The 22,148-nt window shown below is 63.6% G+C and carries 15 protein-coding genes; 3 read left to right on the forward strand and 12 right to left on the reverse strand.

Features of this window, described 5'->3' with window-relative positions; translation table 11 throughout:
- From AC07VI_RS13845 to xsc, 11 genes are all read right to left on the reverse strand, one after another.
- A partial coding sequence (locus AC07VI_RS13845; protein ID WP_494808802.1) for a beta strand repeat-containing protein occupies positions 1-4,836 on the reverse strand: 4,836 nt, incomplete at its 3' end.
- Positions 4,837-4,868: 32 nt separating this feature from the next.
- Entirely contained in the window at positions 4,869-6,527 is a 1,659-nt protein-coding gene (locus tag AC07VI_RS13850; protein WP_492993303.1) for a ShlB/FhaC/HecB family hemolysin secretion/activation protein, read from the reverse strand.
- A 668-nt stretch (positions 6,528-7,195) separates the two neighbouring features.
- Positions 7,196-7,813: a SorB family sulfite dehydrogenase c-type cytochrome subunit gene (sorB, locus tag AC07VI_RS13855; RefSeq protein WP_086148332.1), complete on the reverse strand. Its 618-nt coding sequence runs from the start codon at positions 7,811-7,813 to the stop codon at positions 7,196-7,198.
- A 10-nt stretch (positions 7,814-7,823) separates the two neighbouring features.
- Positions 7,824-9,050, reverse strand: coding sequence for a SorA family sulfite dehydrogenase catalytic subunit (gene sorA / locus AC07VI_RS13860; RefSeq protein ID WP_099376166.1), 1,227 nt, complete (start codon positions 9,048-9,050; stop codon positions 7,824-7,826).
- Positions 9,043-10,476, reverse strand: a complete 1,434-nt coding sequence (locus AC07VI_RS13865; RefSeq protein ID WP_086148334.1) for an amino acid permease — start codon at positions 10,474-10,476, stop codon at positions 9,043-9,045. Before AC07VI_RS13865 ends, sorA begins: the two co-directional genes overlap by 8 nt.
- Positions 10,477-10,801: 325 nt before the next feature.
- Entirely contained in the window at positions 10,802-11,596 is a 795-nt protein-coding gene (locus AC07VI_RS13870; RefSeq protein WP_226936506.1) for an ABC transporter permease subunit, read from the reverse strand.
- A 79-nt stretch (positions 11,597-11,675) separates the two neighbouring features.
- The gene (locus tag AC07VI_RS13875) at positions 11,676-12,491 is read right to left on the reverse strand and encodes a taurine ABC transporter ATP-binding protein (protein WP_070219220.1); all 816 of its coding nucleotides are present in this window, start codon (positions 12,489-12,491) and stop codon (positions 11,676-11,678) included.
- 84 nt (positions 12,492-12,575) lie between these two features.
- Positions 12,576-13,637 (reverse strand): taurine ABC transporter substrate-binding protein, encoded by a 1,062-nt coding sequence (gene tauA / locus AC07VI_RS13880; RefSeq protein WP_099376167.1) that lies wholly within the window; start codon positions 13,635-13,637, stop codon positions 12,576-12,578.
- A gap of 113 nt (positions 13,638-13,750) precedes the next feature.
- Positions 13,751-15,190, reverse strand: coding sequence for an NAD(P)/FAD-dependent oxidoreductase (locus tag AC07VI_RS13885; RefSeq protein ID WP_086148337.1), 1,440 nt, complete (start codon positions 15,188-15,190; stop codon positions 13,751-13,753).
- 25 nt (positions 15,191-15,215) lie between these two features.
- Positions 15,216-15,623 carry a nuclear transport factor 2 family protein gene (locus tag AC07VI_RS13890; protein ID WP_070290384.1) on the reverse strand — a complete coding sequence of 136 codons (408 nt, stop codon included), beginning with the start codon at positions 15,621-15,623 and terminating at the stop codon, positions 15,216-15,218.
- Positions 15,624-15,819: 196 nt separating this feature from the next.
- Positions 15,820-17,628, reverse strand: coding sequence for a sulfoacetaldehyde acetyltransferase (xsc, locus tag AC07VI_RS13895; protein ID WP_492996285.1), 1,809 nt, complete (start codon positions 17,626-17,628; stop codon positions 15,820-15,822).
- Between the two features lie 219 nt (positions 17,629-17,847).
- Between xsc and AC07VI_RS13900 the strand changes: the two genes are divergently transcribed.
- From AC07VI_RS13900 to AC07VI_RS13910, 3 genes are read left to right on the forward strand one after another with little or no spacing between them, the layout of a single operon-like run.
- On the forward strand, positions 17,848-18,702 hold the full coding sequence (locus AC07VI_RS13900) for an IclR family transcriptional regulator (RefSeq protein WP_086147585.1): 855 nt from the start codon (positions 17,848-17,850) through the stop codon (positions 18,700-18,702).
- 40 nt (positions 18,703-18,742) lie between these two features.
- Positions 18,743-19,717 carry an AAA family ATPase gene (locus tag AC07VI_RS13905; RefSeq protein ID WP_253251974.1) on the forward strand — a complete coding sequence of 325 codons (975 nt, stop codon included), beginning with the start codon at positions 18,743-18,745 and terminating at the stop codon, positions 19,715-19,717.
- A complete protein-coding gene (locus tag AC07VI_RS13910; RefSeq protein WP_086147583.1) occupies positions 19,714-21,453 on the forward strand; it encodes a cobaltochelatase CobT-related protein in 1,740 nt (579 codons plus the stop codon). The genes AC07VI_RS13905 and AC07VI_RS13910 overlap by 4 nt, the downstream gene beginning before the upstream one ends.
- On the opposite strand, the gene AC07VI_RS13915 is transcribed toward AC07VI_RS13910, so the two are convergent.
- A complete protein-coding gene (locus AC07VI_RS13915; protein ID WP_086147582.1) occupies positions 21,454-22,146 on the reverse strand; it encodes a choice-of-anchor E domain-containing protein in 693 nt (230 codons plus the stop codon).
- Positions 22,147-22,148 lie beyond the last annotated feature (2 nt).

The following is a 22,148-nucleotide window of genomic DNA, read 5'->3' on the forward strand; positions in this document are numbered from 1 at the left end:
GCTGATGGTGGCCTTGCTGATGTCGGCGCTGCTGCTGGCCGTGGTGCCGGTCAAATTGTAGTTGCCGGCATCCGTGCCCCCCAGCGCGATGCTGCTGATGCTGACCGTCTTGCCTGTGCCCGCGTTCTTGTCGGCAAAGCTGCCGCTGGCGCCCGAGACCGTCAGGCTGTCGCCACCGATCATGCCCGCAAACGTGGCGCCCGCCGCATCCAGGCTGGCGGCCGTGCTGCCGTCATACACTTTGTTTCCAGCAACAATGCCGCTCACGCCGCTGATGGTGGCCTTGCTGATATTGGCCGTGCTGCTGGCCGTGGCATTGGTAAAATCATAATTCCCAGCGTCCGTGCCGCCCAGGACCATGCCGCTGATATTGACCGTCTTGCCATTGCCCGCGTTTTTGTCGGCAAAGCTGCCGCTGGCGCCCGAGACCGTCAGGTTGTCGCCGCCCACCATGCCCGTGAACGACGCCCCAGCCATGTTCAGGCTGGCGGCCGTGCCGCCGTCGTACACTTTATTTCCGGCAACGATACCGGTCACGCCGCTGATGGTGGCCTTGCTGATGTCGGCGCTGCTGCTGGCCGTGGTGCCGGTCAAATTGTAGTTGCCGGCATCCGTGCCGCCCAGCGCGATGCCGCTGATGCTGACCGTCTTGCCTGTGCCCGCGTTCTTGTCGGCAAAACTGCCGCTGGCGCCCGACACGCTCAGGCTGTCGCCACCGATCATGCCCGCAAACGTGGCGCCTGCCGTGTTCAGGCTGGCCGTGGCAGTGCCGTCATACACTTTGTTTCCAGCAACAATGCCGCTCACGCCGCTGATGGTGGCCTTGCTGATATTGCCCGTCAAGCCGTTCACCGGCACCAGCGCATAGTTGCCCCCGGCGCTGCCGCCCAGGGCCGCGTTGACCGTCACGGCGATGCCGTTGCCGGCATTCTTGCTGGCAAACGTGCCATTCACGGTCGAACTGACATTGGCCAGGTCGCCCGCCAGCACGCCGTTCAGCGTGCCGCTGATGGCGGCCACGGTGGTGCCGTCGTACACTTTGTCCCCTACCGCCGCGCCGCTCAGGGTGACGGACTTGGGCGTGATCACCAGGCCGCCATCGATATAGCTGATGGCGTAGCCGGACTGGCCGCCCGAAGCGTACAGGCCGCTGGCCGACACGCCATAGGTGCCCGCATTGACGGCGCCGGCGGCATTGCCCGCATACACGGGCGTGCCCAGCAGACTGGCGCCTGCCACCGTGTTCGAATACGTGACGCTATTGCTGCCGCCTGCGTAGGCCACGCCGTCATACACCTTGCTGTCGTAGGAAACGCGCACGGCGATCTGCTTCATGAACGAGCGCAGGAAAGGCGCGCTCTGGCCGTCGTAGACCACCCACATCTGCGCCAGTTCCCAGCCGGCGCCCGTGTAATTCGACAGGTTTTTCAGCTGCGCCGTCGTCATGGCCGTACCGCCCATACTATTCGCCTGGCCGCTGGCCGTCGTGTCCCAATAGCTGCCCGTGGCGCTGCCCGTACTGGCCCCCACCAGGCCGCCCACGCTGCCGGAACCGCTTACGCCGCCATTCGCATAGCTGTTGGCGATGCTGCCGCCATTGCTGCCGACGAGGCCGCCGACGATGCTGGTGCCGCTCACGGTCCCGCTGGCATAGCTGTCCACCACCGTGCCCGTATTGCTGCCCACCAGGCCGCCTCCGGTGGACGTGCTCGTCACGCCGCTGGTGGCAAAGCTGCCGCTGATCGTGCCGGCATTGCTGCCGGCCAGGGCGCCCACATTCGTCCCTCCGGTCACGCTGCCGCCGGACAAGCCCACATTCGCCACCACGCCCCCGCTGCCGATGGCGCCGAACAGGCCCACGTTGTTCACGCCCGCCTTGGCAATGGTCAGGCTGGAAATGATATGGCCGGTGCCGTCGAGGCTGCCCGTGAAGGCCGAACCTGCCGTGCCGACGGGGATGAAGCCCGTGGTTCCCCATATATCCTGGCCATTGGCCGCCGTCGTGGCGGCGCTGAAGCTGCTGCCCAGGGTGTAGCTGGCAGTCTTGTTCATCGCCATCAATTGCAGCTGGTGCGCGGAATTGATGGTATTTGACCACTCCGACGCCAGCATGGGGCGCGTGCCGGCAGCGCCATTGAGCGTGCCGTCGGCGCTGACCGCCACCCAATTATTGCCGGTGGCGCCGCCCGTGGTCGTGAAATTGAACCCCACATAGTTGCTCGATACCAGCATCTGCGCCGTGCTCAGCCCTTGCGCATTCGAGGTGGCGCCATTGAAGCTCTGGCCGATGCCATTGAGGCCGGAATTGATCGTGCTGTCAAAATAGGCGCGGTTGACGGAGCCCGAATTGTGCTCGCCGACAATGGCGCCCACGCTGGCGCCGCCGCCCGTCACCTTACCGGTGGTATAGACATTCGTGATGGTGCCGCCCACGTTGTAGCCGACCACGCCGCCGGCCAGCCCGGTGGTCTGCACGTCGCCCGTCGCATAGCTGTTGCTCAAGGTTCCGCGCAACAGGCCCACCAGGCCGCCGACATAGCCGCCGGTGGAGGTGACCTTGCCCGTCGCGTAGCTATTGCTGATGGTCGCGCTGCCGCTGTTATTGGTCCCCACCAGGCCGCCGGCACTGCCCGAGGCGTTCATCGCGCCGGTCGCGTAACTATTGCTGATACTGCCATTGTTAAAGCTGACCAGGCCGCCGCCATAATTGGCTCCTGCGTTCACGGTGCCCGTCGCATAGCTATCGTTGATCGCACCGGAGTTGGTGACCACCAGCCCGGCCGCCACGTAGCGCGTGGAGCTGGTGGTGGCGGAGCTGGAACTGTTCTTGATCAAGCCGCCTACGGCATTGAGGCCCACAAAGCCGCCTGCCGCGCCGTAGCCGCCCGGCCCGGGATCGCCCGCGGAGACGACCGTGCCGGAGACGCGGCTATTGCTGATCGTGCCTGCATTGATGCCCACCAGTCCGCCCAGATTAACATAGCCGGAGCCGCTCACGGCACCACTGCTATACACGTTATCGATCTTGCCATTATTGGCGGCAGCCAGCGCGCCTATGCCCGCGTAGCTGGCGCCATAGGTCGCTGCCGACCCCGCAACGTTGACATTGCTCAAACCCAGATTGCGCACGGCACCAGCGGCACCGATACTGCCGAACATGCCGACGGGCACGTCAGGGCGGCTGATCGTCAACCCCACGATTTCATGGCCCAGGCCGTCGAGCGTGCCCGTGAAAGGCGCCGCATCGCTGCCGATGGGCGCAAATCCCCTGCCGCCATCCCAGCCGGAGGTGCCGCGCGCATCGATGTTGCTGCCCAGCACGTACTTGCCGGACAAATTGCCTTGCATGCCCTGCACGTCGCTGCCGCTGGTGCTGTTGAAGGCGCCCAGGCTGTTGATCACCTGATACACGGTCACGCCGCCATTGCTGCCCAGCTTGGTGCTGAAGTTATTGCCTGATGGCAAATCCACCTCGGCCTTGACGTTGTACGTCGACAGGTTGCCGGCGGCGACCCCGCTCTGGCCGTATTCGAGCGCCAGGCTGGCCGTGCCCGCGCCGCGCATGGCCTTGTTGATGTTGATATTGTTCTGCGCCGTCAGGGTCAGCTTGTTGGCGGTCCAGTTGACGTTGTCGTTGACGTTGATGTTGCCCTGCGTGCCGCTGCCGCCCGACACGCTCTGGATCTGCACATTGCCCGATTTCAAGGAGTTGCTCAGGAAAGCGCCCGTCATGTCGCCGCCGGAAACGGCGATATTGAAGTCGCTCGGGTCGATCAGCCAGGTGCCGGCCAGGCCCTTGCTCGATGCCGTCGTCACCTTCAGCGCATCGCCGATCTTGACGTGCGCGGCCGAAGTATCGATGAAGCCGCCATTGCCGCCGTCGGGCGCGCCGGCGTCCAGCGTGCCGGCCGCGTGCACCGTGCCGCTTTGCATGTCACCGAGCAATTTGATCGTGCCGCCGCGCGTGGCTATCGTGTGCGCCTCGATCACGCCCGTGTTGTTGACGGCGGTTTTCAGCAAGTCGCCCGCCGCCTGGGCCGTGAGCACCACGCTGCCGCCGTCGGCCTGGATCAGGCCGCCATTGCTGACCAAAGCGCCCACGGCGCCTGTGTTGACGGCCACATTGAGCAAGCCGTCGCCGGCCACGTCCAGCGTGATCGCCTTGCCGGCCGCCAGGGCTACCGAGCCCAGGCGCGCCGTGATCGTGCCCTCGTTCGTGACGTGCGCGCCCAGCAGGGCCACGTAGCCGCCCGGCGCGCTGATGCTGCCCTGGTTCAGGACTTTCCCCGTGCCATTGCCGGAAAACTGGTACTTGCCCGCCATGAAGTCGGCGTTGCTGACGTCCAGGGTGGACGCCACCAGGCCGGCCGTGTTTACGGACGCGCCCTGGCCGAACAGGATGCCGTTCGGATTGACGATGAACACCTTGCCGTTGGCCGACAAGTTGCCCAGGATGGTAGTGCCGTCGCCGCCCAGCACGCGGTTCAGGGCCACCGCATTGCTGTTGGGCTGCTGGAACTGCACCGACTCGCCCTTGCCGATATTGAAACTGGCCCAGTTGATCACGGCGTTCTGGCTGCCCTGCCTGATCACCGTGGCGCCCGGCGCGCCGTTGATCGTCGCCTGGCCCGCCACCAGCGTGCCGCCCGCCGGCCCCGCCAGGGCCAGCGAGCCATAGCCGAGCATCAGGGCCGCCGCCATGCCGGTCAAGGCAAAATGCGCCCCGCCACCGCTGCCGCCGGGCAGCGAGCGCTTGCCGGCGGATTTGACGTTTTCGGAAACGGCGGCGTAGGCGCCGGTAGCCTGGTTCCAGATGGAGCGGTAGATGCGGTTCATGGCAGTGTCCTGATTGTATTAACGTGTCTTAATTAGAAGTATTTAATGGCTTGCAGCCAGAAACGGCCTGCCGCATCGGGTGCCGAGGTCGCCTTGGCGCTGCCCAGCTTGTGCGCGTAATACGCCTTCAGGACAAGCGCATTGGCGCCCGCCCACGTCACGCCCACGCCGGCGCCGCTCAGGGTGCGGCGGTTCTCGCCGGCGCTCCAGGCGTCGCGGTTCAGCCTGACGGTACCCGTGTCGGCAAAGGCCAGCACCTGCAGCTGGCCCGGGAAGGCCGCGAACGCCGTCACGTTGCGGCGCAGCTCCAGGTTCAGCACATAGCCCTGGTCGCCATACGCCTCGCCGCCCGGATAGGCGCGCACGCCGCCTACGCCGCCCAGGCCCATCTTTTCGGAGACATCGAGGTTTTTCGACGCTGCCTGGCCGCTGAGCACGCCGAACAAGCTCGTCTCGTCGCCCAGGCTTTGCACGCGGGCCGCATTGAAGCTGAGTTTATGGAAGTGGCCATTGCTGTTCACCGTCAGCTGGTCGATCAGCAGCGCCAGCGGCGTCCCGATGCCGATCTTGCCCGTGGTAAAAGTGATGGAATAGGTGCTCGCGCCGCCGCCGCCCCAGCCATCGCGGCTGTCGCCATTCAGGTTCAGCATCCACACCCTGGCCGTCTTGTCGTTGACGCTGCCCGTCGATTCCGTGCGGTCCTGGAATTTCTTGTCGTCGTAGCTCACTTGCGCATACAGGTTATTGCTGCGCGAGCGGATCAGCGGATAACTGCCGTAGGCGCTGGCGATCTTCGCCGTGCCCTTGGCGTCAAGCACGGCAAATTCCTTGCCCAGTTTGTAATCCATATACGTGTAGGCGCCGCCCAGGCGCAGCAGACCCGCCTGCCCCTGGTAGGCCAGGCGGGCATAGTTCAGGCCGTCGGCCGAGGTAAACGCGCGCACGGTGGCCACGTCGCCGAGGCCGGCCAGTTCATTGATGTTCAGGGTGGCGCCGATGCGGTTGCGGCCCGTGTAGCGATTGCCCTGGTTATCGAGGTCGATGCTGCCGTTGAAACGCGAACCGGGCTGCACGTCGACGATCAGGTCGGACGCGCCCAAGGACGCCCCCGGCGCCAGGGTCGAGCTCACCTGCACGCCCGGCAAATCCGACAACAGCAGCAAGCGCCGTTCCAGCGGCGGCGTGGCGATCACCTGCCCGTCGAGACCGGCCAATATGGTGCCGGCCAGGCCGTCGGACAGCTTGCTCTGGTTGCGCAGCTGCACCTGGCCATATTGCCCCGGCAGCACGTCGATGGCGACGACGCCATCCTCGATATCCTGCGCCGGCAGATAGGCCTGCGCAAGGAAGTAGCCGCGGTTCTGGTAATAGCTGGCAATTTTTGACGCCATGGCGCGCAATTCGCCCAGGGTCAGCTCGCTGCCGGGGACAAAACCCGTGGCGGCGACCAGCTCGCTTTCGGCAAACACGGGCGGCGCCGTGATGCGCAGGCGCTGCACGGTGATGCGCGTGGCGTCGCCCACCGTGGCGGCCGGCACGTTGCCCTGCTGCACGCGGATGGCCGGCGGCGTTTTCGGCAACTGGGGCGCGGCGGGAATCTGCTGCAGCTGGCTGCCGGCGCCGGGGGGATCGACGGCCCAGGCGGTCTGGATCAGAAGCAGCAGGGTCAGGGGAAGTAATTTGGTGTTCAAGGTCATCCTTTCTGGCAGCGCGCCCGCGCCCATGCTCGCCGCCAGCGGCTGCAATGACGGGGGAATACAAGAGCTGAAAAGCAGTATTTTTTGATATCATTGTTAAATACGATGACAATCGAAAAATTAAATTCCCTTCAGCAACATTGATCCATTTTAGCCCTTCATCGGACGAGAAAATACCTGCCTGATGGCCTCGCTCACCACATTGGTGCAGCCTCGACTGCAATCACGGCAAAACCCGTAAAATGCCGACAAAATGCGCCTTCCCACGAAAAACATCGTTGCTCAATAACAACAACGTTAATATATAAACACTATCAACATGGTATTCCCGGCACGCCACCCGCCGGCAAAACAGACAAGATATTGGCATTAGCACAATACAAAACAATGTTATTTTTTACATACGCAGATCCGCCTCGCGTGACACACTTTTTTATTGCTCATTGGCACGTCACATTCTTGCAAAAACGAATTATCAATAGATAAATAATATTATTGAAAACTCATTCCGGCGACGCCACGCGGGGGAGGGGCAGCCTGTATGGATCGCAGTGAGGAAAACCGGCGAGGCGGGCGTCCGCCACGTCGGACCCGGGGGCTGACGTGGCGGACGCTGGCGGAAAGGAAGAGAAGATCAGCGATGCGGCCGGGCTGGCCGGGCGTTACCTGGACAGCACATATTTGGCCAGCGTGGCCGCGTCGGCTACGCTGAGCTGGCTGAACGGCGGCATGGGCACGGGTCCCCATTTGCCGGCGCCGCCGCTGCGGATATTCGCCGCCACGGCGGCGGCGCCGTCCTGGCCCTTGTAGCGGGCGGCCACCTCGGCAAAGCCGGGGCCGACCACCTTCTGCTCGATGGCATGGCAAGCCATGCAGCCATTGGCTGCCAGCAAGGTTTTCGCATCCTTGCCGCTGGCGGCCACGACAGCGGCCGCGGCGGGCTTCACTAAAGCGGCAGGCGCTGCGGCGCCCCGCTCCGCGCCATAGGTTTTCACCAGGTAGTCGACCATGGCCGGCATGTCCGCGTCGTCAAACTGCGCGCCGAACGGCTTTTTCATCTTCTTGACGGTCGCTTCCCAGTAGGCGCGCGGCGAGGCGGGCGGCTGGCTCGACGCATACTGGGCCGCGTGACAGGTCATGCAGTTACGCTGCACCAGCTGGTAGCCGGGCAAATCGCTGGGTTTATACGTGGCCGTTTCCGGTGGCAAATGGATTTCCAGCGCGCCGGCGCTGCCGGCAAGCATCAGGGTCACGGCGGCGGCGAGTGTTCTTGTCAGCATGGCATTCTCCTCACACTGCGTCGATGCGCGTGGTTTCCACCACGTTGCGCATATAACCCATGGGATTCCACAGGGCTTTCATGGGCTGGCTCTGGCCGATGCGGTTGACGGCGCGCACCATCAGCACGTGCCTGCCCTTGCGCGGCGCCTTCATGAGCATGGTCCACTCGCGGAACGAGAAGCGCCCCAGGTCCTTGCCCAGCTTCGCTTCCTGCCACGTCTGGCCGCCGTCCACCGACACGGTCACCTCGCTGATGCCCTGCCCGCCATCGAAGGCGATGCCGCGCAGCGCCAGGTCGCGCCCCGCCTTCACTTGCGCGCCATCTTGCACGCTGGTAATGAAGGAGCGCACGTTCAGGCGGCTGATCGGCGTCGTCTTGCCCACGGGCGTGCCCGGCTCGATGAAGCCGGACCCGTTGTCGGGGATGCGGTAGCCCGTGCTCATCCAGAAGCCGTCGAAGGGCTTGTCGAGCACCGTGATGTCGCTCAGGTGCTTGACCCAGTAAGTGCCGTAGTAGCCCGGCACGATCAGGCGCAGCGGATAGCCGTTGAGGAAAGGAATGTCCTCGCCATTCATGGCCCAGGCCAGCAGCACGTCGCCGGCCATGATGTGCTCGACGGACAAGGCTTTCTGGAAGTCGGGACCGTCGCCCACGGGCGGCGTTTCCAGGCCGTTGAAGGCCACTTGCACGGCACTGGCCGCGATGCCGGCCTTTTCCAGCACGGTTTTCAGGGGGATGCCCGTCCAGCGGGCATTGCCCATGGCGCCATTGCCCAGCTGCCCGCCGTTGGCGCGCGGGCTAAAGAAGCCGCGGCTGTTGCCCGAACATTGCGTCACGGCCACCACATCCACGGGATCGGCCAGCTGTTTCAGCTGCGCCAGCGACAATTCCAGCGGCGTTTTCACGAGGCCGGCGATGCGCAAGCGATAGCTGCCGCCATCTATGCTGGTCGGCAAGCCGCTCCAGTGGTAGCGCACGAAAAACGCGTCGTTGGGGGTAATCGCGCCTTCATTGAAGACGCTGAACGGCGTTTCCAGCTGGGGCGGGCGGCTGGTCAGCAGGATCAGCGGGCGCTTTTGCGGGAAAGCCACCAGTTCGCGCTCGCCATTTTCAAACGGCAAGGTAACGGAAGCGGAGGCGGCAAGCGCCGGTCCCGCCACGGCGGCGGCGCCCAGGGCGGCCGTCTGACGCAGGAAGCGGCGCCGTCCTGCAGGCAACAAGGTCGTGTCAGACATGTTTGAGCTCCACTTTGGTGTCGGCGGAGGCACCGCCGTTGCGGTCGTCATTGACCAGTTTCTTGATGTAGTACATGACGCTCATGATGACCACGCTCAACAAGCCGAACCAGAACGACACGCGCTGCTCCGTATCGGACGACACGCTCATGGCGCCCAGGATCACCAGCATGGCGAAGATGGTGAAATACGTCAGGTAAGGGAACAGCCACATGCGCACCTTGATGCGTTCCGGGCATTCGCGTTCCAGGCGGCGGCGCAGGCGCAATTGAGATATCGCAATGAGCAGGTAGACGAACAGGATCAGAATGCCGTAGGAATTGACGATGAAGGGGAAAACCAGGTCGGCCGACACATACGAAACGGCAATGGCGAAGTAGGCGAACAGGGTGCTGAACAAAATGGCGCGAACGGGCACGCCATTCTTGCTCAGCTTGACCAGGCCCGTGGGCGCGTCGCCGCGGCGCGTCAGCGCGAAGATCATGCGCGACGAGGCATACAGGCTGGAATTCAGGGCCGACAGCACGGCCGTCAAAATGATGGCGTTCATGATGTGGGCCGCGTACGGAATGTTCATGACCGTCAGGGCGCTGACGAAAGGCGTGGCGATGGCCGGCGTATCCCAGGGCACGATGCAGACGACGACGAACATCGAGCCCACATAAAACATCAGCACGCGCATGACGACGGAATTGGTGGCGCGGGCGATGGCCTTGGCCGGGTCCGACGTTTCGGCGGCGGCGATGGTGACGATTTCGGCGCCCGAATAAAAGGCCGTGGCGGCGACGGCGCCGCTCAATACAGGCCCCCAGCCGTGCGGCATGAAGCCGCCATGGCTGGTCAGGAAGCCCAGGGTCGGGATGCTGTTAGGCAAGCTGCCCGTGATGAACAGGGCGCCGACGAACAGGAAGACGACGATGGCGACCACCTTGATCGAGGCGAACCAGAACTCGAATTCGCCGAAGGCTTTTACCGAGAACAGGTTGAGCACCGTCATCGAGACGAGCAAGACCAGGCTGATGGCCCACGAGGGCACGTCGGGCAGCCAGAAATTGACCAGCTTGGCGCCGGCGATAGCTTCCAGGGCCACGACGACGACCCAGAAATACCAGTACATCCAGCCGCTCATGAAGCCGAGGAATTTTGACACTTTCGGCTTGTCGTCGAAGGCCAGGCGCGCATATTCGTAAAAGGAGCCGACCACGGGCAGGGACGAGGCCAACTCGCCCAGCATGCGCATGATCAGGACGACCAGGCCGCCCGTGAGCAGGAAGGAAAGGATGGCGGCCGGGCCGGCGGCCTTGGCGATGACGCCGCTGCCGACGAAGAGGCCGGCGCCGATCACGCCGCCGATGGCGATCATGCTCATGTGGCGTTGCTTCAGCGAGTGCTGCAAGCCGGTACTGTTATGCGATTCGCTAATCATGTTTTGTCTCCTGAAAATCTCTGAAGCCCGGTGCGCCCTCGCCTGCTGCGGCTGGTTCCTGCCGCGCGGCTTTGTTTTATATAGGCAACACCGTCAAGCAGCATCGATACATCATCAAATCAGTCTGGTTGGCTGCATGCCATAAGTCAATCTGGAAATGCAGCGGCCCGGCGCGGTTGCCTGAGGGCAAAACACGCTGGGAGAAAAGTAAGGGGCGTTGCCGGGCGTTACGTTGAGCCGGCCTCGACATCGGCACGGCAATGGTTAAAAAAAAGGGAAGCGGCGCGCAACACTTGTGGCGTGCGCGCCACTCCCCGGGAACGTCTTACACCTTGCCCTTCCATGGCACGAGGGTACGTTCGAGGTAGCGCATCATCAAATCAAACAGGAAAGCGAAGAAGCCGATCACGATGATGCCCATGATCACCACGTCGCTGGCGAGGAACTCGGAAGCGCTCAGGACCATGTAGCCAAGGCCGCGCGTGGCCGCCACCATCTCGCCGGCCACCAGGGTGGTCCAGCCCACGCCGATGCCGATGCGCATGCCGGTGAGGATCTCCGGTATCGCGGCGCGCAGGATCACGTGCACGATGACCTGGAAACGCGTGGCGCCCATCGAGTAGGCCGCATGGATTTGCTCCAGCGACACGGAGCTGACGCCGGCGCGGGCCGCGATCGCCATCGGCGCAAAGATGGCCAGGAAGATCAGGTAGACCTTCGAAAACTCGCCGATGCCGAACCAGATGATAACCAGTGGCAAGTAAGCGAGGGGCGGCAGCGGACGGTAGAACTCGATCAAGGGATCGAAGATGCCGCGCGCCACGCGGTTGACGCCCATCATCACGCCGACGGGGATGGCGAACAGGCAAGCCAGGCCGAAGGCGCCGAACACGCGCACCAGGCTGGCCACCGTGTGTTCCCACAGGGTGGCGCCGCCAAAGCCCGTGGTGGCCGCCATGATGAATTTTTCATAGACGGCTTGCGGCGACGGCAGGAACAGCGGTTTCACGAGGCCGCTGGCCGTCACGGCTAACCACAGCAAGAGCACGGCGATGACGGTGACGGTGGCGATGCGGCTGGAATTGCCCTGCCCCGGCGCGCCGAACGCTTCGCCGGGCATGGCGCAGCGGGGGGCGAACAGGCGGCCAAAAAAGCCGGCGCGCTTGGCTGTGGTGGGAGGAAATCCCACGGCGGATGGGCTATGCATGGGACACCTCCAGCTCTTTGTTGACGGCGCGTTCGTCGCCATAAATGATGTTGAGCACCGTTTCGCGCATCTTGATGAAGTCCGGGCTCGATTTCACGGCGCGCGCATCGCGGCATTCGAGGAAGCGCTTGTTGAAATCGAGTTCATACGTGTGCGTGATGCGGCCCGGACGGGGCGACATGACGATCAGCCGGTTCGCCAGGAACAGCGCCTCGTCGACGCTGTGGGTAATGAAGAAGAACATGGTGCTGGACTTGGCCCAGATATCGAGCAGCAACTCCTGGATGGTTTCGCGGGTCAGCGCGTCGAGCGCCGCCATCGGTTCATCCATCAGCAGCATGGCGGGATTGCTGGTCAGGGCGCGGGCGATGCCGACCCTTTGCTGCATGCCGCCTGACAACTGATAAATCATATTGTCGTGAAAGTCCTTCAAGCCGACAAGCGCCAGGTTCTTGGCCGCCTGTTCGCGCCGCACGGCTTTCGGCACGCCTTGCAGCTTGAGGCCGAATTCCACGTTTTCCATGACGTTCAGCCACGGCAGCAAGGCGTGCTTCTGGAACACCACGCCGCGGTCGGCGCCCGGCCCTTCCACCTTGTTGTCTCCAAGCATGATTTCCCCCTTGGACGGGGCGATAAAGCCCGCCATCAGGCTCAGCAAGGTTGTCTTGCCACAGCCCGAGGCGCCCAGCGCGACGACGAAGTCGCCGCTGTTGATAGTCAGATTGATATTATTTAAGGCATGTACGCGTTCACCGGCCGTCTTGCCCGGATAAATCACGCTGACATCCTTGACGTAGAGATTTTCCATCATGTGCCCCGCATAGGTGTAGTCACTTCAGTTCAACGCATTCTGTTCAGTCAGCGCGCCCGCGGGCGCGCCATCGCACCACGTTTACTTCAGCAGGCCGGCGGCCTGGGCATACCTGGGTGTCACATATTTGGCGTAATCGGGAGCCAGGCTGTCGATCTTGCCTTCAGCTTTCAAAAACTGCGCCGTGGCCAGCAAGGCTTGCGCCACGCCGCCTTTCGCGCCGCCACCGAGCCAGGCCGGCGAAGCCTGTTCCTGCAGCGATGGATAGGCGTACAGGGCCACAGAAGCGGCCACGTCCTTGGCGGCCGCGCCCGAATGCTTGACGTTGGCTTTCACTTGCGGGGAATCAATGGTCCACGCCTTCGGATTGGCGCGGTAGTCGGCGTCGGCGGCGGCCATCACCTTGACGAACTTGGCCATGAAGTCGGCGTTCGCCTCGCCCCAGGCGCGCTCGACGGCCATGCCGTCAAACGTGGCCTTGCCCTTCTTGCTCAGTTCGCCGGAGGTCACCAGCACCTTGCCGTTTTGCTTGAGTTTGCTCAAGGCCGGGTCCCACACGAAGGCGGCATCGATGTCGCCCCGCTCCCAGGCGGCGGCGATCTGGTTCGGCTGCATATTGAGCAGCTTCACTTCCGTGGGCTTGATGCCCCACGTTTCCAGCGCGAACATGGTGTGGAAGTGTGTGGTGGAAACGAATGGCACGGCGATCTTCTTGCCGCGCAAGTCGGTCGGCTTGCTGATGCCGGCGCCGTTGCGGGCCACCATCGCTTCGGCTTCGTTGATGTCGTCGATGATCCAGAACAGCTGCAGGTCGACGCCGCGGCTGACGGCCGCCGTCAATGGGCTCGAACCGATGACGCCGATCTGCACGTCGCCGGACGCCATGCCGGTGGCTACCTTGGCGCCCGAGTCGAACTTGCGCCAGTTGATTTTATAGCCGGTGGTCTTTTCCACTTCGCCGCTGGCGATGGCCACCAGGAACGGGCCGTTGATTTCCTGGTAGGCAATCGTCACTTCCTTGCCTTGCGCGAAGGCCGTGCCGCTCGATGCGACCGCCACGCCCAGCACCAGGGTGCCGAGGACGGCGCGGCGCAGCGTTGAAAAAACCGTTTTGCTCGGGGTTTTGCTCGTGTAGGTGTTCATGTCTCACTCCAAGTTATTGTTATGTGTGAACGTTCGGGCAATCTCATCCTTGCGGATGGCGCCGCTGGTTGCTCTTTGTCAACCATACGGCGGCTTAGTACGGCTACAGCTATTTAAAACACTTCATCCTTCAAGTGATACCAGCGGTACAGGAAGCGCTGGCCCAGGCGGCGGAACGGGGCGAACGCTTGCGACTCGACCAGTTCCATCATGTTGGGATACGGCAATTTCGAATTAAAGATCGGCAAGCCCGTGTCGCTGGCCTTGCCCGCGATGCGCTCGGCCATGCGCCGGCCCGCCTGCGCCGAATACATGACGCCGTTGCCGCCGTAGCCGAGCGAATAGAAGATCGATTGCTTCGGGTCCGGCTGCACGATGCGCGGCATCATGTCGTGGCTGACGTCGACCCAGCCCCACCACGAGTAATCGATGGGAATACCGGTCAGCGCGGGGAACTTGCGGTGCAGGTCGTTGATCAAAAACTGTTTGTATCTGTCGTCCGGCGCGTCGGCGCCCGTGATGGCGCTGCGGCTGCCGATCTGCACGCGGTTGTCCGGCATCAAGCGGTAGTAGTGGCGCAGGATGCGCGTATCCGTGATCACCTGGTGGGTGCGGAAGTTGCACGCCTCGATTTCCGCCGCGGTCAAGGGACGGGTGACGATGGAATTGGACAGGATAGGCAGCAAACGGTTCTTCACTTGCGCATGCAGGTGGGGCGAGGTGTAGCCGCCCGTGGCCACGGCCACGGCGCGGGCGCGCACCACGCCGCCCGGCGTTTGCAGGTAATGCACGCCGTTGCGCGTTTCCCAGCCCATCACGGGGCTCGATGGATGCACTTTGGCGCCCAGCGCGCGCGCCTTGCGCAGGTAGCCGAAGGCCAGCTTGCCCGCGTGGATGCCGATGCCTTCCGGCTCGTGCAGGGCGCCGGCCGCTTCCTTGTCGTCGACGAATTCACGCTTGACGGTGTCGGCGTCGAGGATGCGCGCGTCGTACTTGAAGATCTCGCGCATGACCTTGGCTTCTTTTTCCAGCGCGGGCATGGCTTTCGCCTTGTGGGCGATGTACAGGTGGCCGCCCGGCTGCGGGTCGCAATCGATGTCGGCCGTGATCTTCTTGAAGGTCTGCATTGCGTCGCACACTTCCGTGTGCAGTTTCAGGGCCGTGTCCATGCCGTAACGGGCGATCCACTGCGAGCGCTTCAGGCGGCCCGTCGTGCACTGGGCCTGGCCGCCGTTGCGCGTGCTGCAGCCCCAGCTGACCCGGTTCGCTTCCAGCACGGTGGCCTTGATGCCGTGTTCCTGGGCCAGGAAGATGGCGCAGGACAGGCCCGTGAAGCCGGAACCGATGATGGCTACGTCGACGTCGATGTCATGCGTGATGGGGCCGTCGTCGGCGGGCGGCTCGCCGGCCGTGCCTATCCAGTAGGTGGGCGCGTAGGCATTGCCGTGGCCGGGGCGCTGGGCCACCAGCGGATCGTAGGCGGGATCGTAGGCCGTGCGGGCGGCCGTGCTGCTGCCCAGTACGTCAGATGGGGTGTCGACAGGTTTGTTCATGATCATTCCTGGTGAACGTGCTGGCTTAAGCTTTGACGACGGGTGGGCGATCCTTGCGGAAGGCGTTCTTCACGGCAATCTTGCCGTCGCGGAAGGTGAAGATATCGACCATGCGCGCTTCGATGCGCGTGCCGTCCGCCTTGGTGCCGGCAAAGGTCGACTCCGTCACGCCGCGCTGGCCGCTGACGAAGTGTTCCGGGTTGAGCCAGGCGGCATCGGGAAAGGTTTGCCAGGCCAGCTCGAAACCGGCGCGCACGGCGTCGCGGCCGACAAAACTCTTGCCCAGCAAGTCAGGGCCGGCGACGGCGTGGAATTCGCAGTCGTCGGCCATGGCGGCCATCAGGGCCTCGATATCGTGGCGGTTCCAGGCGTCGCCGAACGCTTGCAGGAAGTCGATGGTGACGGCGTCGGTGTGCGGTACAGGGTGGTTCATGGTGGTCTCCGTAAATCGTTTTTGATACGCTACGTTCCGTTTTTTGTCTTTTATTGAATTTAAGCCTTAAGCATGGCCTTGTCAAATCAAATAATCCAAAAAACGGGACGCCTTGTATTCTTTAATGAAATTATGATGTTTCCGTGACAATTTGTGAGAATTTGGTCACAAGCCAGATCCTCACAGGCCGGCTTACTTAGACGTAATCTTTGTACTTGTCCAGGTGACGGATAGGCTTGCTCAGCGCATCGCGGCGGAACGGGTCGCCCAGCTCGCGCGTGCACATGATTTCGATGATGGTCGTCTTGCCTTCATTCATCTGCATGGCGATCGCCTTCTTCAGCGCCGGTCCCACGTCTTCCAGCTTGTCGACCGTGATGCCTTCGGCGCCCATGGCCCGCGCAATTTCCGCGAAGCTCTGGTTGTCGAGCTCACCGGCAACGAAGCGGCGGTTGTAGAAATCCACCTGGTTTTTCTTTTCCGCGCCCCACTGGCGGTTGTGGAACACCACGGCCGTCACGGGAATGTTGTGGCGCACGCAGGTCATCGTTTCCATCAGGCTCATGCCCCAGGCGCCGTCGCCCGCATACGACACGGCCGGACGGTGCGGCGCCGCCACTTTCGCGCCGATAATCGTCGGGAACGCGTAGCCGCAGTTGCCAAAGCTCATCGCCGCAAAGAAGCTGCGCGGCTTTTCAAAGCGCAGGTAACTGTTGGCCACCGAGTTGATGTTGCCGATGTCGGTCGACACCATCACGTCTTCCGGCATGGCTTTTTCCAGCTCGCGCAAGACCTGGCGCGGGTGCAGGTAGTTGCCCGGCTCCTTCTTCTGCTCTTCGATCATGTCCAGGCTGTACGCATCTTTCTCGTGCGTCCAGTTGTCCAGTTCGTCTTCCCACGCGGCTTTTTCCGCCTCGATGGTGGCCTTGCGCGCGCCGCGCGTGGCGTCGCAATCGAGCGTCTTGCCGTCCAGGCGGGCCAGAATCGCTTTCGCCGCCGCCTTGGCGTCGCCGCAGATGCCCACCGAAATCTTTTTCACCAGGCCCAGCATCTTGTTGTCGGCGTCGATCTGGATGATCTTGGCATTCTTCGGCCAGTAATCCATGCCGTGCTGCGGCAGGGTGCCGAACGGTCCCAGGCGCGAACCGAGGGCGACGACGACGTCGGCCTGGGCGATCAGTTTCATGGCCGCCTTCGAGCCTTGATAGCCGAGCGGACCGCACCACAGCGGATGGCTGGCGGGAAACGAGTCGTTGTGCAGATAGCTGTTCACCACCGGCGCGCCGAGGCGCTCGGCCAGGGCCTTGCATTCCTCGATCGCTTCGCCCATGACGACGCCGCCGCCCGAGATAATCACGGGGAACTTGGCCTTCGCCAGCAGTTCGGCCGCATCGTCGAGGCTTTGCTCGCCGCCGGCGCCGCGGTCCAGGCGGCTCGGTTTCGGAATCTCGGCCTTGATTTCGCCATAGAAATAATCGCGCGGGATGTTCAGTTGCGTCGGTCCCATTTCCGACATGGCGCGGTCGAAGCAGCGGCCCGTGAATTCCGCCATGCGGGCCGGATTGGTGACGTGGCCTTGATATTTCGTAAATTCCTCGAACATCGGCAATTGATTGGCTTCCTGGAAGCCGCCCAGGCCCATGCTCATGGTGCCCGTTTCCGGCGTGATGATGACGACCGGGGTGTGCGCCCAGTAGGCGGCGGCAATGGCCGTGACGCAATTGCTGATGCCGGGGCCGTTCTGGCCGATGACGACGCCATGGCGGCCCGAGACGCGGGCATAACCGTCGGCCATGTGGCCGGCGCCCTGCTCGTGCACGACGGGAATCAAGCGGATGCCGGCCGGCGCGAAAATGTCCATCGGGTCCATGAAGGCCGAGCCCATGATGCCGAACATGTCGGTCACGCCATTGGCGGCCAGGGTTTCCACGAACGCTTCGGACGGCGTCATCTTTTGCGGGCCGGTGGGGGTGGCCGCTGCGGCGGCGGCTTTTTGCTCGGTCATGTCATTCATGGGTGTCTCCTGGTCTGTGGTAACTGTGGCTGTTGAATTCATCAACTAATTTATCAAAAAACGGTATATTTTGTTCCGAAATTTGATATACAATTCAATTTAAGCGCTAGGCAATCAAAAGTCAAACAGAATTTCAAGGAAACGGTACAATTTGAGTTCGAAAATGAAATAAGCTGAAGTAACACTCAGAGCTACCCAACCGAGGCCACCATGGACATGATTTCATCCCCAAAATTTGAGCCGGAAAAACTGGAAGGCGACACGCCCACGATGCGTTTGTTTGCCTTGCTGGAAGTGATTGCCGAGAAAGACCAGCTGCTGTCGCTGCAGGCGCTGGTGGAGGAGACAGGATTACCGAAACCCACCCTGCACCGCATGCTGCAACAGCTGGAAAGCGTGGGCGTGCTGCAGCGCGAAAGCGATGGCCGACACTACAGCACGGGCGTGCGCCTGCGCCGCCTCGCGTCGAACTTACTGATTAACAACACTTTCCATGGCGCCCGCCGCATGGTCTTGCGCCAGCTGGTCGAGGAAGTGGGCGAAAGCTGCAACCTGACGGCCTTCAGCGGCAGCGAAGTGGTGTACCTGGACCGCGTGGAAACGGCGGCGCCGCTGCGCTTCTACCTGCATCCCGGTTCCCGGGTACCGGCCCACTGCTCGTCCAGCGGCAAGCTGTTCCTGGCGCAAATGACGCCCGTGCAACGGCGCCGCCTGCTGGGCCACATGGAATTGACGCGTTTTACGGACAAGACGGAAACGGACCCCGTCAAGCTGGAGCGCGAACTGGAACTGGTGCGCCGCAACGGCTACGCGCTGGACGACGAGGAATTCCTGCCCGGCCTGCTGTGCGTGGCCGTGCTGGTGCCGAACCCGAACGGCCGCTCGAACCTGGCCGTGGCGATCCAGGCGCCCATCATCCGTTTGACGCACGACAAGGCTTTACATTTCTTGCCAGCATTGCAACGCGCTGCCCAAGCCCTGGCCGCCATCGAATCGGAAACCATGCCGACGACGGGCGGGAACGGCGACGCATTGCAATCAAGTAACTCCGCAGCTCACACATAACCGCCGTAGCGCCCATGCTGCGGCTTCACAGGAGAACAAGGTGCCAGATTCACGCCAACATCCCCCCGCCGCAGCGGCGCAAACCTTGCAGTCCGTGCGCAGCCTGTTCCATATCGACAGCGAGCTGCTCGTGCCCGTCTTCACGGAGCGCGACCCGCATGTGCCCGACATCGACCCCGCCTACCGCTTCAACAAGGACGTGACCCTGGCGATTCTGGCCGGCTTCACGCATAACCGCCGCGTGATGGTGCAGGGCTTGCACGGCACGGGCAAGTCCACGCACATCGAGCAGGTGGCGGCGCGCCTGAACTGGCCCTGCGTGCGCGTCAACCTGGACGGCCACATCAGCCGCCTGGACCTGGTCGGCAAGGACGCCATCGTGCTGCGCGAGCAGCAGCAGGTAACGGAATTCCAGGAAGGCATCGTGCCCTGGTCCTTGCAACGGCCCGTGGCCCTGATCTTCGACGAGTACGATGCGGGCCGCCCCGACGTGATGTTCGTCATCCAGCGCATCCTCGAGCGCGACGGCAAGTTCACCCTACTGGACCAGAACCGCGTCATCACGCCCCACCCCCACTTCCGCCTGTTCGCCACCTCGAATACGGTGGGCCTGGGCAACCTGAACGGCATGTACCACGGCACGCAGGTGCTCAACCACGCGCAGATCGACCGCTGGAATATCGTTGCCACCCTGAACTATCTTCCGCAGGACGAAGAAACGGACATCGTGCTGGCGCGTGTCCCCGCCATGAACGATGAAGCGGGCCGCCAGCTGGCTGCCGCCATGGTGGCCGTGGCCAGCCTGACGCGCCACGGCTATGCGGCGGGCGACCTGGCTTGCCTGATGTCGCCGCGCACGGTGATTACGTGGGCCGAGAATTGCCAGATCTTCCGCGACCCGGCGCTGGCCTTCCGTTTGTCCTTCCTCAACAAATGCGACGAGGCCGAGCGGCCCATGGTGGCCGAGTATTACCAGCGCTGTTTCAATGAGGAATTGCTGGCGAGCCAGGCATGAATACGGAAGCGACCGCGCCTGCCCCTTACACGCGCGCGCAGCAGGAAACGGATGAACTGTGCGCGGGCGCCATCCGGGCCCTCAGCGGCCTGGCGGCGATACGCTACCGGGGCCGGCGCCTGCACGACGGCCACCGTCCCCTGCCCATCCATGCGGCCCATCTGCAGCCCGACGCGGCGCTCGAGGATTTACCCTCGCTGCGCGGCGCGGCCGACAGCGTGGCCCTGCGTTTGCTGCACACGGATGCGGCCCTGCACAAGTCGCTGTGTCCGCTTGACCCCGTGGCGCGCCTCGTCTTCGAGCTGCTGGAACAGTTGAGGGTGGAAACGCTTGCGCCAGATCAACATGCCGGCGTCATCGCCAACCTGCGCCACCGTTTCACGGCATGGTCGCATGCGTTCTACGATTCCGGCCTGGCCGAAGACGCGTCGGGCTTGCTCTTGTATACCGTGTTCCAGATGTGCTGGTCGCGCCTGACGGCCCGGCCGGTGCTGGAAAAGACGGAAGATTTTATCGAGGCGACGCGCTGGTCCGTGTCCTCCGCATTGAGCGGCGACCTGGCGGGCCTGCGCCGCCACCGCGCCGACCAGGCCGCCTATGCGCGCCACGCGCTGGCCATCGCCCACGCGGTCGACGCCATGCTGCAGGAGGCGCAGGCGGCGCGCGATGGCAGCCAGGACGCGGCCGGCGACGCGAAAGCACAGGCGGCGTTCAGGCTGCTGCTCGATTTCGACAGCGACAACGAGCAGCAGCCCGATGCCGCCCCGCTGGGCGAGAGCCGCGCCTTCAGCGATGGCGACGGCGGTGGCGCCTACAAGGCTTACGCCACGGCCTACGACCGCGAAGACAAGGCGGGCGAGCTGGTGCGCCGCGCCCTGCTGCTGGAATACCGCGAACGCATGGACGCGCACATCGCCAGCCTGGGCATCAACACGGCCCGCCTGGCGCGGCGTTTCACGCAATTGCTGGCCGTGCCCGAGCGCGACGGCTGGTCGTTCGGCGAGGAAGACGGTTATATCGACGGACGCCGCCTGGCGCAGCTGATCAGCTCGCCTTCCGAGCGCAGATTGTTTCGCAAGGAACAATTCCTGCCCCAGGCCGATTGCCTCGTCACCTTCCTCGTCGACTGCTCCGGCTCCATGAAGACGCATGCGCAATCCGTGGCCGTGCTGCTGGATATATTGCTGCGCGCGCTGGACCAGGCCGGCATCAGGACGGAGTTGCTGGGCTTTACGACGGGCGCCTGGAACGGGGGAAGAGTCAAACGCGACTGGATGCGCGCCCGCTCTCCGCTCCATCCGGGCCGCTTGAACGAACTCGTGCACATGGTGTTCAAGGATGGCGACACGAGCTGGCGCCGCGCGCGGCCCGACATCGCGGCCCTGCTGAAGGCGGACCTGTACCGCGAAGGCGTCGATGGCGAAGCCGTGGACTGGGCGTGCACGCGCATGCTGGCACGGCCGGAGCGGCGGCGCATCCTGCTCGTGGTGTCAGATGGTTGCCCGATGGATACGGCCACGAACCTGGCCAACGACGAGTTTTACCTGGCGCAACATCTGAAACAGGTGGTGGCGCGCCGCGAAGCGCAGGGCGCCGTGGAAATTTGCGGGCTGGGCCTGGGCCTGGACCTGGGCGCCTACTACAGCCGCAGCCTGGCCACCTCCCTGCCCGCCTCGCTGAACAATGAACTGTTCAGCGAGATCGCCCAGCTGATCGCCGGGCGCGGCCGGCGCTGATCAGGCGCGGGGCTTGCGGCGGCGCGCCATCACGCCGGCCAGCGCCAGCCCCGTCAGCAGCATGGCATAGGTTTCCGGCTCCGGCACGGCGCTCACGTATTCATACGTCACTGCCACGCGGCCGGAAGCGGACGTCTGGAACTGCGTCAGCAAATTGCCCGCGCCGCTGCCCATCGAGGAGCCGATGGCATTCAAGCCCAGGTAAATCAAACCGCCGCCCGCCGAGGAAAACAGGGCAAAGTCGCTGGCGCTGGCGCTCGTGTAGCCATTCGAGCCCGTGCTCGAGCGCAAGCCCGTGCTGGCGCCCGAGGTGCCGGCAAAATCGATGCTGCCATCGAAGGCGCTCAAGGCAAAGGTCTGCGTGAACAGCGGATTGGCCACCAGCAGGGTGGAATTGTCGGGACGGTACAAGGTCAGCAGCGAGGCCAGGCTCAGGGTCACATTCGACGCGCTGGCGTCCAGGCTTTCCGTCCGGCCGCTGCCCTGCACGGCGCCTTCCAGATGGAACTTGATCGACGTCAGGGTGCCCAGGTTGCTGTCGAACTTGCCCAGGCCCAGGGTGTCTGACCAGTTGGTGGCGCCCAGGGCGCGGTCGGCGCTGAAGCTGATGGTCTGGGTGGCCGCCTGGGCGGAAGATGCGGCGCCAAGGCCAAGCACGGCGGCGGCGGCCAGTGCGATGAGAGATTTGTGCATCG

The organism is Janthinobacterium sp. GW821-FHT03A03, assembly GCF_059421435.1.